This is a genomic window from Limnohabitans sp., assembly GCF_031538885.1.
Lineage (GTDB): Bacteria > Pseudomonadota > Gammaproteobacteria > Burkholderiales > Burkholderiaceae_C > Limnohabitans.
Map to the genome: position 1 here is coordinate 1 of NZ_JAVKLW010000125.1, position 13,910 is coordinate 13,910.

At 52.9% G+C, this 13,910-nt stretch carries 15 protein-coding genes and 1 tRNA gene; 7 read left to right on the forward strand and 9 right to left on the reverse strand.

Annotated features, from left to right (window positions below; all coding sequences use genetic code 11):
* Positions 1 to 43 precede the first annotated feature (43 nt).
* The 7 genes from RMS03_RS09955 to RMS03_RS09985 all read left to right on the forward strand — a co-directional run bounded on the left by RMS03_RS09955 (position 44) and on the right by RMS03_RS09985 (position 7,141).
* Positions 44 to 655, forward strand: a complete 612-nt coding sequence (locus RMS03_RS09955) for a glutathione S-transferase N-terminal domain-containing protein (protein ID WP_310626908.1) — start codon at positions 44 to 46, stop codon at positions 653 to 655.
* Between the two features lie 5 nt (positions 656 to 660).
* The gene (locus RMS03_RS09960) at positions 661 to 1,140 is read left to right on the forward strand and encodes a ClpXP protease specificity-enhancing factor (RefSeq protein ID WP_310626909.1); all 480 of its coding nucleotides are present in this window, start codon (positions 661 to 663) and stop codon (positions 1,138 to 1,140) included.
* 31 nt (positions 1,141 to 1,171) lie between these two features.
* Positions 1,172 to 1,247, forward strand: a tRNA-Thr gene (locus RMS03_RS09965).
* A 538-nt stretch (positions 1,248 to 1,785) separates the two neighbouring features.
* On the forward strand, positions 1,786 to 4,530 hold the full coding sequence (secA, locus tag RMS03_RS09970) for a preprotein translocase subunit SecA (RefSeq protein WP_310626910.1): 2,745 nt from the start codon (positions 1,786 to 1,788) through the stop codon (positions 4,528 to 4,530).
* 5 nt (positions 4,531 to 4,535) lie between these two features.
* Positions 4,536 to 5,777 (forward strand): bifunctional glutamate N-acetyltransferase/amino-acid acetyltransferase ArgJ, encoded by a 1,242-nt coding sequence (argJ, locus tag RMS03_RS09975; RefSeq protein WP_310626911.1) that lies wholly within the window; start codon positions 4,536 to 4,538, stop codon positions 5,775 to 5,777.
* Entirely contained in the window at positions 5,777 to 6,658 is an 882-nt protein-coding gene (locus RMS03_RS09980; RefSeq protein WP_310626912.1) for an ATP-binding protein, read from the forward strand. Before argJ ends, RMS03_RS09980 begins: the two co-directional genes overlap by 1 nt.
* A 3-nt stretch (positions 6,659 to 6,661) precedes the next feature.
* Entirely contained in the window at positions 6,662 to 7,141 is a 480-nt protein-coding gene (locus tag RMS03_RS09985; RefSeq protein WP_310626913.1) for an NUDIX domain-containing protein, read from the forward strand.
* A 5-nt stretch (positions 7,142 to 7,146) separates the two neighbouring features.
* Here RMS03_RS09985 and RMS03_RS09990 read toward each other — a convergent pair whose 3' ends face one another.
* From RMS03_RS09990 to RMS03_RS11715, 9 genes are all read right to left on the reverse strand, one after another.
* Complete coding sequence (locus tag RMS03_RS09990) at positions 7,147 to 7,347, reverse strand: DNA gyrase inhibitor YacG (RefSeq protein ID WP_310626914.1); 201 nt, start codon at positions 7,345 to 7,347, stop codon at positions 7,147 to 7,149.
* Positions 7,348 to 7,350: 3 nt separating this feature from the next.
* Entirely contained in the window at positions 7,351 to 8,103 is a 753-nt protein-coding gene (zapD, locus tag RMS03_RS09995) for a cell division protein ZapD (RefSeq protein WP_310626915.1), read from the reverse strand.
* A gap of 74 nt (positions 8,104 to 8,177) precedes the next feature.
* Complete coding sequence (gene coaE / locus RMS03_RS10000) at positions 8,178 to 8,801, reverse strand: dephospho-CoA kinase (RefSeq protein WP_310626916.1); 624 nt, start codon at positions 8,799 to 8,801, stop codon at positions 8,178 to 8,180.
* A gap of 25 nt (positions 8,802 to 8,826) precedes the next feature.
* Entirely contained in the window at positions 8,827 to 9,621 is a 795-nt protein-coding gene (locus RMS03_RS10005) for an A24 family peptidase (protein ID WP_310626917.1), read from the reverse strand.
* Positions 9,618 to 10,832 (reverse strand): type II secretion system F family protein, encoded by a 1,215-nt coding sequence (locus RMS03_RS10010; RefSeq protein ID WP_310626918.1) that lies wholly within the window; start codon positions 10,830 to 10,832, stop codon positions 9,618 to 9,620. Before RMS03_RS10010 ends, RMS03_RS10005 begins: the two co-directional genes overlap by 4 nt.
* A complete protein-coding gene (locus RMS03_RS10015; protein WP_405023526.1) occupies positions 10,825 to 12,081 on the reverse strand; it encodes a GspE/PulE family protein in 1,257 nt (418 codons plus the stop codon). Before RMS03_RS10015 ends, RMS03_RS10010 begins: the two co-directional genes overlap by 8 nt.
* Before the next feature lie 63 nt (positions 12,082 to 12,144).
* A complete protein-coding gene (locus RMS03_RS10020) occupies positions 12,145 to 12,876 on the reverse strand; it encodes a TerC family protein (RefSeq protein WP_310626919.1) in 732 nt (243 codons plus the stop codon).
* A gap of 77 nt (positions 12,877 to 12,953) precedes the next feature.
* Complete coding sequence (locus tag RMS03_RS10025) at positions 12,954 to 13,733, reverse strand: enoyl-CoA hydratase (protein WP_310626920.1); 780 nt, start codon at positions 13,731 to 13,733, stop codon at positions 12,954 to 12,956.
* 77 nt (positions 13,734 to 13,810) lie between these two features.
* Positions 13,811 to 13,910: IS3 family transposase (locus RMS03_RS11715; RefSeq protein ID WP_405023472.1), on the reverse strand; the 100-nt coding region annotated here is incomplete at its 5' end.

The window sequence follows — 13,910 nt, forward strand, 5'->3', positions numbered from 1 at the left end:
AGGTTTGCCTGCCACTCTTTTTGATTTTTAGGAGCCGCCCATCATGATGGTGCTTTACTCGGGAACTACGTGTCCCTACTCACATCGCTGCCGTTTTGTCTTGTTCGAAAAAGGCATGGACTTTGAAATTCGCGATGTTGATCTTTACAACAAGCCTGAAGACATCAATGTGATGAATCCCTATGGCCAAGTCCCTATCTTGGTCGAGCGCGATCTCATTTTGTATGAGTCAAACATCATCAACGAATACATCGACGAACGCTTCCCTCATCCTCAGCTGATGCCTGGCGACCCCGTTGAGCGTGCCCGTGTGCGTTTGTTCTTGCTGAACTTCGAAAAAGAATTGTTCACTCACGTCTCCACATTGGAGTCTCGTGTAAGCAAGGCCAGCGACAAAGCCTTGGAGAAGGCGCGTGCCCATATTCGTGATCGTTTGACGCAGTTGGCACCCGTCTTCTTGAAGAACAAATACATGCTGGGTGAAAACTTTTCGATGTTGGATGTGGCGATTGCACCGTTGCTGTGGCGCTTGGATCACTACGGCATCGACTTGTCGAAGAACGCGGCACCCTTGCTCAAATATGCCGAGCGCATCTTCTCGCGTCCTGCCTACATTGAGGCATTGACGCCTTCTGAAAAGGTCATGCGCAAGTAATTCGTATGCTGAACGCTCCAGACGCATCATCTACACGTCCCTATCTGCTGCGTGCGATGCACGAGTGGTGCACCGCCAACGGCTTTACACCTTACGTGGCGGTTGTTGTGGATGAAACGGTGCAGGTGCCTTTGGAGTACGTGAAGAATGGTGAAATCGTTTTGAACGTCAGCTACGATGCCACTGCTGGAATGGCATTGGGCAATGACTTCATTGAATTCAAAGCTCGTTTTGGGGGTGTGCCGCGCGAAATCATTGTGCCGATCCATCGCGTGATTGCGATTTACGCGCGAGAAAACGGCCAAGGTATGTCATTCCCAGTGAGTGCTGCCGCCCCTGCCCCTGGTGGCCATGCCACACCTGCACCTACCGCTGCTCGCCCAGTGCTGAGTGCAGTGGATGCGGCGAACGTGAACAAAGGCGATGATGAACCGCCAACGCCAACGCCACCATCTGGCCGTCCTACCCTCACACGGGTGAAATAACTGCAAAAACTCAGGTTAGAATACTGCTTGCGCCGCTTTAGCTCAGTTGGTAGAGCACCCGCCTTGTAAGCGGTAGGTCGTCAGTTCGATTCCGACAAGCGGCACCACCTAAAACCCGTTACGTCTTTGGCGTAGCGGGTTTTTCTTTAGCTGTGCGATTTCACTTTGATACGAATCGTGTTCACGTTCCAGCCTTTGGTACGTAAGTGTGCACAAAGGGCAGGTAAGGTTTGCCTTAACTTGGCAGCAACGGAACTGTTGGGTACCAATAAGCACCAAGCGTCATCTGCCACGCCCCCAGATTGAACGAGTGTGCGCAGTGATGCAGGTAATAAGGGGGCAATGGACTTGAGTCGATTTTGGGTGTCGTGTGCGATCACAGAGAGTTGAGCCAAAGAAGGTGCAGACCCTACAACTTGGGCCAATGTCTGTGATTTCCCGCGCGCACTGACTCTGGATTTAGGTGGCGTGTTGTATCCCAGCGCACGGTAGGCAGCAAGTGTGTCGGGATGGGGCGTAGAACGTGTAGCCATGGCCTCATTATGGTTCCCGTGACGGTTAAAATTCCAAGCTTCTATCCAGCCTTTCACAAAGGATTTTGCGTCCCTAATTTTCGTCTAAAAATTGGGGCCTCGCAGTGCTCGCATGGCTCTCAATTTCTTGACTCAAATTTTCGGTAGCCGCAATGAGCGTTTACTGAAGCAATACCGCAAAACCGTCACGCAAATCAATGCGTTGGAGTCTTCGCTCGAGAAGCTCAGTGACGAGGCCTTGCGTGCAAAAACGGACGAATTCAAATCACGCGTTGCCAATGGTGAAGCCTTGGATGATTTGTTGCCAGAAGCATATGCCGTGGTGCGTGAGGCGTCTAAACGTGTGATGAAAATGCGCCATTTCGATGTGCAGATGTTGGGTGGTATCGCCTTGCATCAAGGTAAAATTTCTGAGATGCGCACGGGCGAAGGCAAGACCTTAACCGCGACTTTGCCTGTGTATCTGAATGCCTTGACGGGGCGTGGCGTGCATGTGGTGACCGTGAACGACTACCTTGCCAGCCGCGATGCGCAATGGATGTCCCGTTTGTACAACTGGCTAGGTTTGTCGGTGGGTATCAACTTGCCACAAATGCCGCGTGAAGAAAAACAAGCTGCTTATCGTGCTGACATCACTTACGGCACAAACAACGAGTACGGCTTTGATTATTTACGCGACAACATGGTCTACGAGGCCGCAGACCGCGTACAACGCAAGCTGAACTACGCCATCGTGGATGAGGTGGATTCGATCTTGATTGACGAGGCGCGCACACCGCTCATCATCAGCGGTCAAGCCGAAGATCACACCGAGCTGTATGTCGCCATCAATCGCGTGGTGCCTATGCTGACCCGTCAAGTCGGCGAAGAGGACCCGCGCACGGGCGAAGGCATCATCACGCCCGGCGACTTCACGGTGGATGAAAAATCACACCAAGTGTTCATGACAGAGCAAGGTCACGAAAATGCCGAACGCATTTTGGCCGCCAATGGTTTGTTGGCTGAAGGCGCTTCTTTGTATGACCCCGCCAACATCAGTTTGATGCACCACTTGTACGCAGCTTTGCGTGCCAATCACCTGTACCACCGCGATCAACACTATGTGGTTCAAAATGGTGAGATCACCATCGTGGATGAGTTCACCGGACGTTTGATGTCTGGTCGCCGTTGGAGCGATGGCTTACACCAAGCGGTGGAAGCCAAAGAGAGTGTTGAAATTCAAGCCGAGAACCAAACACTCGCATCCATCACCTTCCAAAACTATTTCCGCCTGTACAACAAGCTCGGCGGCATGACTGGTACAGCAGATACCGAAGCCTACGAGTTCCAAGAAATTTACGGTTTGGAAACCGTGGTTATTCCACCGAATCGCATCAGTAAACGTGACGATCAACTGGACCGCGTGTACAAAACCACGGCCGAAAAATACGTGGCAGCGATTGACGACATTCGCGAGTGTTACGAACGAGGTCAACCCGTGTTGGTGGGGACGACATCGATTGAAAACTCGGAGCTGATTGCGGAAATGTTGGAGCTGGCCAAGTTGCCGCATCAAGTGCTCAATGCCAAACAACACGCCAGCGAAGCCACCATCATCGCGCAAGCAGGTCGCGCCAAGATGATCACCATTGCGACCAACATGGCGGGCCGTGGGACTGACATTGTGTTAGGTGGCAACGTTGAAAAAGCGATTGCTGAAGTTGAAGCCAATGAGTCGTTAGACGCTACAGAAAAGCAAAAACAAATTGATGCCTTACGTGTGCAGTGGGCCAAGGACCATGAGTATATGAAGTCTTTGGGCGGTCTGCGCATCATCGCGACCGAACGTCACGAGTCGCGTCGCATTGACAACCAGTTGCGTGGTCGTTCAGGCCGTCAAGGTGACCCAGGTTCTTCGCGTTTTTATTTGAGCTTGGATGACTCGCTCATGCGCATTTTTGCGGGTGAGCGAGTCAAAGCCATCATGGATCGGTTGAAGATGCCAGAGGGCGAGGCCATCGAGGCGGGCATTGTCACACGCAGCATCGAGAGCGCGCAGCGCAAAGTCGAAGCGCGCAACTTTGATATTCGCAAGCAATTATTGGAATACGACGATGTCTCGAACGACCAGCGCCGCGTGATCTACCAACAGCGCAACGATATCTTGGATGCCACCGACCTGACGGCTCAAATCGCCAGTTTGCGTGAAGGCAGTTTTACCGACTTCGTGCGTCAATACGTGCCCGAAGAGTCTGTGGAAGAGCAATGGGACATGGTTGGCTTGCAGCGTGCCCTGCTGCAAGAATGGTTGATCGAGTTGCCGCTGCAAGAAACTGTGCAGCAAGCATCAGCCATCACGGGTGAAGAAATTCTGGAGCAAGTGGTGGAGGCGGCGCATGCCGCTTTCCAAGCCAAGCTTGAGCGCGTTGGCATTGAACAATTCACGCCGTTCATGCGCGTGGTCTTGCTGCAAAACATCGACAGCCATTGGCGTGAGCATTTGGCCGCTTTGGACTATCTGCGCCAAGGCATCCACTTGCGCGGTTATGCGCAAAAGCAACCCAAGCAAGAGTACAAGCGCGAAGCGTTTGAGTTGTTTGGGCAGCTGCTTGATTTGGTGAAGAACGAAGTGACCCGCGTGCTCATGACCGTCAAGATTGAATCCAACGAGAAAATCGAACAAGCTGCGAGTGAGCTAGAAGATCGTGCGGAGAGTTTGCGCAACGTGACGTATACCGCGCCGGATGAGTCAGGACAATCTGTGACCACTACGGATGAAGCAACTTTTGCTGACCCTATGCCGCAAGTGGGGCGCAACGAGCCTTGTCCATGTGGTAGCGGTAAAAAATTCAAGTTCTGTCACGGTAAGTTGGCTTAAGTTTTATGGCTGTTCACCTCACTCCTCCCAATGTCGCAGACCTGCACACCATCGCAGGTCTGCGCATCGGCGTTACACAAGCGGGCATACGCAAAGCAGGCCGCAAAGACTTGACGGTCGTATTAATTGACGAAGATGCTTCTGTCAGCGGTGTTTTCACACAAAACCGTTTTTGTGCTGCGCCAGTTCAAGTGTGCCGTGAGCACCTAGATTCTGGTCAAGGCATTCGCGCCATGATCATCAACACGGGTAACGCCAATGCGGGTACAGGTGAGGAAGGCTTGAAGCGCGCCCGCGAAACCTGTGTGGCTTTGGCAGAGGCCTTGCATGTTTCGCCCAATCAAGTGCTGCCGTTTTCAACGGGTGTGATCATGGAGCCATTGCCTCATGACCGCATCATCGCGGGCATGCCAGCGGCCATTGCCGCAGCGGGCCAAGCCGGTAACGCGCAACAATGGGCTGATGCCGCTGAGGGCATCATGACCACAGACACCGTGCCCAAAGCAGCCAGCACCCAAGTGCAAATTAGCGATGCCACGGTGAGCGTCACCGGTATCAGCAAAGGCGCTGGCATGATTCGTCCCAACATGGCGACCATGCTGGGTTATGTGGCGACAGATGCTTGTGTCGCCCCTGTGTTGATGAAAGAGTTGTCTTTAGCTTTGGCCGAAGGTTCGTTCAACCGCATCACCGTGGATGGCGATACATCGACCAACGACTCGTTCGTGGTGATTGCCACCAATAAAGTGCAGCATGCACCCATCACGAGTTTGCAAAGTACAGAGGGTCAAGCCTTGTTGCAAGCCATGTTACATGTGGCGCGGCAATTGGCTCAAGCCATCGTGCGCGATGGCGAAGGCGCCACCAAGTTCATCACCGTGCATGTCGAAGGCGGCAACACCAGTGCCGAGTGCCGCCAAGTGGCTTACGCCATTGCGCATTCACCTTTGGTGAAAACTGCTTTCTTTGCCAGCGACCCTAACTTGGGTCGTATCTTGGCGGCTGTGGGTTATGCGGGTATCACTGACCTTGACCAAACAGGCATCGATTTGTATTTGGACGATGTGCATGTGGCCATCCAAGGGGGGCGTCATCCCGCGTACCGCGAAGAAGAGGGACAACGTGTGATGAAGCCGTCTGAAATCACGGTGCGCGTGGTGTTGGGACGTGGCACGGCCAGCGACACCGTGTGGACCTGTGACCTGAGCCATGACTATGTCAGCATCAACGCTGACTACCGCAGCTGATGACCGACGCTCTCCATTCACTCGAACGCTTGATGCAACGCGCCGAGGCCTTGATGGCGCGCATTGAGCTGGTGTTGCCTCAACCCATGGTCGAACCTGATTGGTTGGCCAGTGTGGCGTTTCGTTACCGCAAACGTAGCAGCGGTCGTGGAGGCTTAGAGCCTGTGCGTCATGTAGCCAAGCTGGGGTTGGCGGATCTGCAAGAAATTGATGGGCAAAAAGAAAAAATCCAACGCAACACAGAGCAGTTTGTGAAGGGCTTGCCTGCCAACAATGTGCTGCTCACGGGCGCGCGTGGTACAGGCAAATCATCACTCATCAAAGCCTGCTTGAATGCGTATGGGCCGCAAGGTCTGCGTTTGATTGAGGTCTACAAAGATGACCTGACCGATTTGCCGGACATCATCGAGTTGGTGTCCGTGCGTCCAGAAAAATTCATGATTTTTTGTGATGACCTGAGCTTTGAAGACGGCGAGCCTGGCTACAAAGCTCTCAAGTCAATTTTGGATGGCTCGATTGCAGCGGCCACACCGAATGTGTTGATTTACGCCACCAGCAACCGTCGCCATTTGTTACCCGAATACATGAAAGAAAACCTCAGCTACACCCACACCGATGATGGTGAAATTCATCCGGGTGAAGGAGTTGAAGAGAAGATTTCTTTGTCTGAGCGCTTTGGCCTGTGGGTGAGTTTTTACCCTTTCAGTCAAGACGAATATCTGACGATTGCCGCGCAGTGGCTCGCATCGTTTGGTGTCAAGCCCGCTGAGATTGAGGCAGCCAAGCCTGAGGCCCTGGTGTGGGCGTTGGAGCGTGCCTCACGCAGCGGCCGTGTTGCTTATCAATTTGCACGCGACTACGCGGGCAAGCACGCCGCTTAATCAATGGTTGAAACATGTGTGCGTGTGGTGGATGCGGACCAGCCACGGTCAATAGATCGTGGCTTGGTGCAGGTGGCGGTGGGCGTTTTGGTAAAAGCCGACGGTGCCTTTTTACTCACCAGCCGTCCCGAGGGTAAGGCCTATGCGGGCTTCTGGGAGTTTCCGGGTGGCAAGCTCGAAGCGGGGGAGACTGTCGAGCAAGCTTTGCGTCGAGAGCTACAAGAAGAAATTGGCATCACGAGCCAAGATTGTCGGCTGTGGAAGACCGAACGCATCGACTACCCACACGCATTGGTTCAACTGAACTTTTGCAAGGTCACGCAGTGGACAGGGGCTTTGCAGATGTTGGAGTCACAGTCTTTTGCATGGCAGCAGTTACCCGTGATGGTCAGTCCTGTCCTGCCGGGCACCATCCCCGTGTTGCAGTGGTTTGCGCAAGAGCGTGGTTTTGAAGGTGAGACACACAGCGCTTCAGCTGTATGAAGGAATTATTGGAGAGGCGTGTTTTCGAAGTCGGTGTCGTCTTGCGGTGTTTGATCTGGCAAGCGATGTTCTTCATTGGCCCACGCGCCTAAATCTATATTGCGACAACGCTCACCGCAAAAAGGCCGATACACATTGGCTGCTTCGTAGCGACTAGGCCCGCTGCATTGCGGGCAAACCACGATGCGAACCTCAGCGTCATTCATGGCTTAGACGCAAAGAGCCATTTCAAAAGATACATCGTCGGTGCTGTGCTGCAAACGACCATCGCCGTCTTGGCGCATCATGCGCACCCAAATCATCAGACGATTACCGCTGATTTCTGGAATGAAACCTAACGCAGGATCAATGGCAACACGCATCAGCTGGAACTTGCCTTGCGCCAGTGATTGTTGGAACTGCCCGCCAAGGGCCATCATTTTTTGTGTCGTACCTGTGTCGCGCATCAGTGACAGTAGCAAATTGACCGAATTTCTCATGGGTTGAAAGACTTCGAACCAGCGCATGATGTCTGCACGACGCAGGTCTGAGCTTTGTTGCTGCCAAGCGTGGTAAGCGGGCAAATCAAAACAGCAAGTACCGCCAGGAATGGCTACGCGGTTGCGCAAGGCGCAGAGCCATTCGTTCTCTGTGATGTTTTGTCCAATCTTGCCCATGGCCCCATTGAGTCCATTGAAGCAGTGGTCAATGTTGTCGAGTAACTGTTGCAGCGCAGTTTCAGAAACTGAGGGATTGCCGCGCAAAGAATTGAACTGCTGCTTGTGACGTTCTAAGTCTTTCAGAACATCGGATTTGAGGTCGGTGCGCCCACCCGCTTCGACCAACTCGAACAAGGTGGTCAGCGCAAAGTGGTTGTCAACGGGATGGTTGCGTGATGTCAGTTCTTCAAAACGCTGAAACAAATGTTCCAAGCGCAGATAGGTGCGCACACGTTCGTTGAAGGGATGTTCGTACAGAATCACGCGGAAAAAAGTGTCAGAGATGAACTGCTGTAATAGGAAAGATTATAACCGTTTGTCATCGTTCTTCGCCTCTGTCAACGAGACCGAATGGATAAAGTTGAAACAAGTTTGTCCAAGGCTTGCAAGGATAACTTGTCGTTATAAATCACCCAATCAGCCGCAGCCAGTCTCTGGGCGCGTCTGGCTTGTGCCGCAATGATGTTTTTGACGGTTTCTTCAAGGAAATTGTTACGCGCCATGACCCGTTGAATTTGAGTTTCGACAAGACAGTCGACCACCAATACACGGTCAACTTGCGTGCGCCAACGATCAGACTCGACCAGCAGCGGCACATCAAACACAATGGTCCAGTGACCCGCCTCAACAGCGGCTTGGGCTTGCCGCTCGGTTTCGATGGCAACCAAGGGGTGGATGATGGCCTCAAGGCGTTGCTTGGCGGATGGATGGTTGAATACATGGGCTCGCATGCGGTCACGATCAAGCGCACCGTTTGGCAGTACAAAATCAGCACCGAAGTTTGCTGCAATGGCAGTCATGGCTGTGCCACTGGCCGCCGTGACGTGACGGGCGATGGCATCGGCATCGACCAAGGCGCACCCGCATTTTACAAGCAGGGTCGCGACAGTGCTTTTGCCGCTGCCAATGCCTCCTGTGAGCCCTATGCGCAGCGTGTTGTTTGCATGTGTGCGTGCATTCATGAGCCTAAGTCTATGTAAAAAATGACTAACCTAGCCAGATGAACAAAGGGGCCGTGCCGATCACAGCGATCAACATGCCCGCAGCAGCTAAAAAAGGGCCAAAAGGCACATAGCCGTCAGGATTTAGCCGATGTGTGAATTTGAGTGTCAAACCAAAGACAGCACCACTCAAGCTAGCGAAGATGAGCAACGGAATCAACGCCAATGGCCCAAGCCAAGCGCCTAGACCTGCCAGCAATTTGAAATCACCCGCCCCCATACCTTGCTTGCCTGTGATGCGCTCAAACGTCGTGGCAACGCACCACAACACGCTGTAGCCGATCACGGAACCCCAGACAGATTGATCTAGGCTCAGTGGTAGCCAGCCACTGGCGCAAGCGATCAGCCCGCTCCACACCAGCGCTTGAGTCAAATCATCGGGGAGCAGCGTGGTTTGCCAATCGATCACAGCCAAGGCCAAGAGGGTGGTGGCAAAGACGGCCCAGCAAAGTGCTGTGACGTTGAATCCCCAATGCCAAGCGCATGTGACCCACATCAAGCCTGTGGTCAGTTCAATCCACGGATAGACTGCGCTGATGGGTTGTTGGCAAAAACCACATCGCCCCTTGAGCCAAATGAAACTGAGCAAAGGAATGTTGTGTCGCAATTTCAGAGGGGTCTCACAGTGAGGGCAGTGCGAGGCGGGCCAGCACAAGTCATAACGCTCAGTGGTGTGATGCGCGTGGTGATCTGCCATGACCTTGCGTGGCAAGCGATGAATCAAGACATTCGCAAAACTGCCAAGCAGTAGGCCCAAACCAAAGGCGAGTAGCCAAGTCATACGACTTGTCCCAGTTGAAAAATAGGAAGATACAAAGCCATCACCAAGCCACCAATCAGCACACCTAACACCACCATGATGAAAGGCTCTATGAGTGTAGACAGTCTCGTGACGGTGTGATCGACTTGGCGTTCATAGTACTCGGCCGTTTTGGTCAGCATATGGTCGAGCGCACCCGACTCTTCGCCGATGGCGCACATTTGTCCGACCATCGGCGGGAAGAGCGCCTCCATGTCCCCCAGCGCCTGTGAAAGAGATTTTCCTCGCATCAATTGCGCCTGGATGCTGAGTGTCGCGGTTTGGAACAAAGGATTGCCTGTGACGCCTTGAGCTGCATTAAGCGCTTCAGTGACAGGAACGCCTGCACCAAACAATGTCGCTAAAGTGCGTGTCCAACGCGCGGTGCAGACATGACGAATCAGTTCACCTGCAATGGGAATGCGCAATAAAAAACGATGGAGCGCGCGTTGCCAAGTGATACGTTGTTTCACCAAGCGTTGTGCCCACCACGCTGCACCCGTAAAAAGCGCGAGGAACATCAATCCATAGCGTTGACAGTTCTCGCTGAGTGCAATCACCATTTGCGTAAGCCAAGGCAAGTCAGCGCCAAAAGACGAGAAGATGTTTTGGAAGGCGGGAACGACAAATACCAAAATAAGTGTGAGGACCGTCACCGCAATGACAAGAATGGCAGCGGGATAGAGCATTGCCGAGCGAACAGTCGCTTTGAGCGCTTGAGTTTTCTCAAGGTGATGGGCCAACCGATCAAGGATCACATCCAGCATGCCAGCCACTTCGCCAACAGCGACTAAGTTGCAGTAAAACGCGTCGAAAGTGGGGTGCTGTCTCAAGGCTTGGTTTAGTGCAGCGCCATTTTCAATTTGAGTACGGATCGTGTGAATTACTGTTTTTAGGGCGCCAGCAGACAGGCCTTTGTGGAGTATGTCTAACGATTGAAGCAATGGCACGCCAGCATGCAACAGGGTGGCTAATTGTCGCGTCATTTGACTGATCTCTCCTGTCTGAATGTTGTTCCATCGTGGGCGTGTGAGCCAAGGCGGTAAATTCAATTGATACTGAATGCGGGTGGGGCGAATGCGCTGCTGGTGTAACCATTGAGAGACTTCGTTCTTGTTGTCGGCGTACATCTCCCCGCGCAACCGAGCGCCGAGCCGATCATTACCAAACCAAGCGTAGCGGTGCTTAGCCATGTGTTGTGAGGGTCATGACTTCATCTAGAGTGGTCATGCCAGACAAAGCCTTCAGTAACCCCGCTTGCCGCAGTGTACGTATGCCCTCTATGGAGGCTTGCACTGCCAATGTCTGCGTGTCGCTGTCGCGCAGTATGAGTGTTTGCATGGCATCGCTGATAGGCATGACTTGGTAAATGCCAATGCGTCCTTTGTAGCCTTTGTCGCAAGCTGCGCAGCCAGCGGCCTTGTACAGCTTAGCGCGTGTGCCTGAATGCGCCGCGATGTATTGGCTGTCTTGCGGATGCAGGGCATTAAGAATGAGCTCGACTTGGTCGCCCTCTATGACGCACTTGCAGTGCTCGCACAAACGACGAATCAAACGTTGCGCCGTGATGAGACTGACGCTAGCCGCAACATTGAATGCCGGAATGCCCATATGACGCAAACGCGCTAAGGTGCTGGGGGCATCGTTCGTATGCAGTGTGGACAAAACTAAGTGGCCTGTTTGAGCGGCTTGAATAGCCATCTCGGCTGTTTCTAAGTCACGAATTTCTCCAACCATGATGATGTCAGGATCTTGACGTAACAGCGCACGTAGTGTGGTGGCAAACGTCAATCCAGCACGTTCATTGATATTGACTTGATTCGCGCCCGGAAGGTGAATTTCTGATGGATCTTCAACGGTTGAAATGTTCACTTCTGTTCGGTTCAGCAGTTCAAGACAGCTATAAAGAGACAGTGTCTTTCCAGACCCTGTCGGGCCCGTCATCAGAATCAGGCCATGTGGGCGTTTGAGTGCGTGAAGTAATTTGGTGCGGTCATCTTGTTCATATCCTAGAGCACCGAGTCCTGGTCTTTCTCGAGAAAAATTCAAAATGCGCACTACTATTTTTTCTCCGTGTAGTGTGGGCAAAGAGCTGACACGTAAATCAACGGTTTGGCCTTTGTAGGCGTACTGAATTCGTCCATCTTGAGGCACGCGTTTTTCAGCAATATCCATTCGTGCAAGGACTTTCAAACGTGATACAGCCGAGTCGCGCAACTTCAGTGCCGGCGTGGCTGCGATGCGCAATTGGCCATCAATGCGAAAGCGAACGCGAAAGTAGTCCTCGCCACTTTCGACATGAATATCTGACGCGAGTTGTTCTAATGCCTGATGCAGCAATAGATCCAAGGTCTGGACGGCAGAAATTTCCCGTGATGTGGTAGTCGTGGTGTGCAGTGAGGTCATCAAAATCCTCATTAAATGAATCAGGATTTTTAGCAAATGACCTAAGCACAAGAGCGGGTTCGCATTACAAAGATTGAACCTGCCCCTGTTGGACGTGCCCTAGATTTTGTGTAAATGCTCTACCTGCTTTGCGCGTTGACGAAAGCGGATGTTGATCATCTCCACCATCACTGAGAACGCCATTGCGAAGTAGATATAGCCTTTGGGGATGTGGTTGCCCATACCTTCAGCCATCAACACCACACCCACCACCACCAAGAAGGCGAGGGCCAGCATCTTGATGGAGGGGTGGTTCGACACAAAGCGGCCAATCCCCGCAGCAAAGGCCATCGTCAAACCCACCGACACGACCACCGCTGCAATCATGATCGCCACCTCATCCACCATGCCCACAGCGGTGATGATGGAGTCGAGCGAGAACACCAAGTCAATCAGCATGATTTGCACAATCACGGAGGTCATCGAGTTAGCTACGGCGTTGCTGCTGTGTGCTTCTTCACCTTCGAGCGATTGGTGAATTTCACCCGTGCTTTTCCAAATCAGGAACAGGCCACCCAAAATCAAAATGAAATCACGACCTGAAATCGCTTGGTCAAACACCGTGAACAAAGGCGCGACCAAACCCACAATCACCGACAGCAACAACAGCAAACCAATGCGCATGAACATGGCCATGAACAGACCGATGCGGCGTGCCAACTCACGCTTATCGGGTGGCAGTTTGTCCACCAAGATCGAGATGAAGATGATGTTGTCAATGCCTAGCACCAGCTCGAGTGCGGTGAGGGTGGCAAAGGCAATCCATGTTTGTGGGTCGCTCAAGAGTTCCATGCGGCGTTTTTTGATTCAGATGGCCGCATGGTAACGAGTGCCTAAAAGTCCACAAGCCGTGGGCTTTTAGTGCGAGCTTATTGGTTCTTGAAGGCGGCAGGACGTTTGTTGACGAACGCATCCATGCCTTCTTTTTGGTCGGTTGTGGCAAACAAGGCGTGGAACAGGCGGCGCTCAAACATCACACCATCGGTCAAGCTGCCTTCAAAGGCGCGATTCACCGACTCTTTGGCAGCCATGGCGGCGATTTGAGAGTAGCCACAAATCATGAGGGCGGCACCCAAGGTCTCTTCCATCAGTTTGTCCAATGGCACCACACGGCTGACCAAGCCTGCACGCTCTGCCTCCACGGCGTCCATCATGCGCCCTGTCAGCGCCAAATCCATGGCTTTAGATTTGCCCACCGCGCGTGGCAAGCGTTGTGTGCCGCCTGCGCCAGGGATGACGCCGAGTTTGATTTCGGGCTGGCCAAACTTGGCGTTGTCAGCGGCAATGATGAAGTCGCACATCATCGCCAATTCACACCCACCGCCCAAGGCGAAGCCACTGACTGCGGCAATGACGGGTTTGCGGATGCTGCGGATGGTCTCCCAGTCGCGGGTGATGTAGTCGTTTTTGTACACATCGGCAAAGCTGTAAGTCGCCATGGCGCCGATGTCCGCACCTGCGGCAAATGCTTTTTCACTGCCTGTGATGACCATGCAGCCAATCGCTTCATCGGCATCAAACGCTTTGAGGGCGTGGCCCAACTCAATCATCAGGTCTGCGTTCAGTGCATTGAGCTGCTTGGGACGGTTGAGTGTGATGACGCCTACTTTGTTGGCTTCGGTGTGGACGGTGATGAATTCGTAGGCCATGTGTTTGCTCCAGAAAAAAAGAGATGAATGAACTATAGTGAACCTGCCCCTGTTGGACGTACCTCTTAGCTGGTCAATTATGCGGCCTTCAATAGCTGTGCCGCGTTCCAGCTTTTCTCAAACTGCATCGGGCTGACATAGCCCAATGTAGAGTGAATTCTGCGGTGGTTGTAGAAC

Coding starts and splice junctions, on each gene's coding strand:
- RMS03_RS09955 (WP_310626908.1), top strand. CDS start 44: ATGATGGTGCTTTACTCGGGAACTACGTGTCCCTACTCACATCGCTGC.
- RMS03_RS09960 (WP_310626909.1), top strand. CDS start 661: ATGCTGAACGCTCCAGACGCATCATCTACACGTCCCTATCTGCTGCGT.
- secA (WP_310626910.1), top strand. CDS start 1,786: ATGGCTCTCAATTTCTTGACTCAAATTTTCGGTAGCCGCAATGAGCGT.
- argJ (WP_310626911.1), top strand. CDS start 4,536: ATGGCTGTTCACCTCACTCCTCCCAATGTCGCAGACCTGCACACCATC.
- RMS03_RS09980 (WP_310626912.1), top strand. CDS start 5,777: ATGACCGACGCTCTCCATTCACTCGAACGCTTGATGCAACGCGCCGAG.
- RMS03_RS09985 (WP_310626913.1), top strand. CDS start 6,662: ATGGTTGAAACATGTGTGCGTGTGGTGGATGCGGACCAGCCACGGTCA.
- RMS03_RS09990 (WP_310626914.1), bottom strand. CDS start 7,347: ATGAATGACGCTGAGGTTCGCATCGTGGTTTGCCCGCAATGCAGCGGG.
- coaE (WP_310626916.1), bottom strand. CDS start 8,801: ATGAATGCACGCACACATGCAAACAACACGCTGCGCATAGGGCTCACA.
- RMS03_RS10005 (WP_310626917.1), bottom strand. CDS start 9,621: ATGACTTGGCTACTCGCCTTTGGTTTGGGCCTACTGCTTGGCAGTTTT.
- RMS03_RS10010 (WP_310626918.1), bottom strand. CDS start 10,832: ATGGCTAAGCACCGCTACGCTTGGTTTGGTAATGATCGGCTCGGCGCT.
- RMS03_RS10020 (WP_310626919.1), bottom strand. CDS start 12,876: ATGGAACTCTTGAGCGACCCACAAACATGGATTGCCTTTGCCACCCTC.
- RMS03_RS10025 (WP_310626920.1), bottom strand. CDS start 13,733: ATGGCCTACGAATTCATCACCGTCCACACCGAAGCCAACAAAGTAGGC.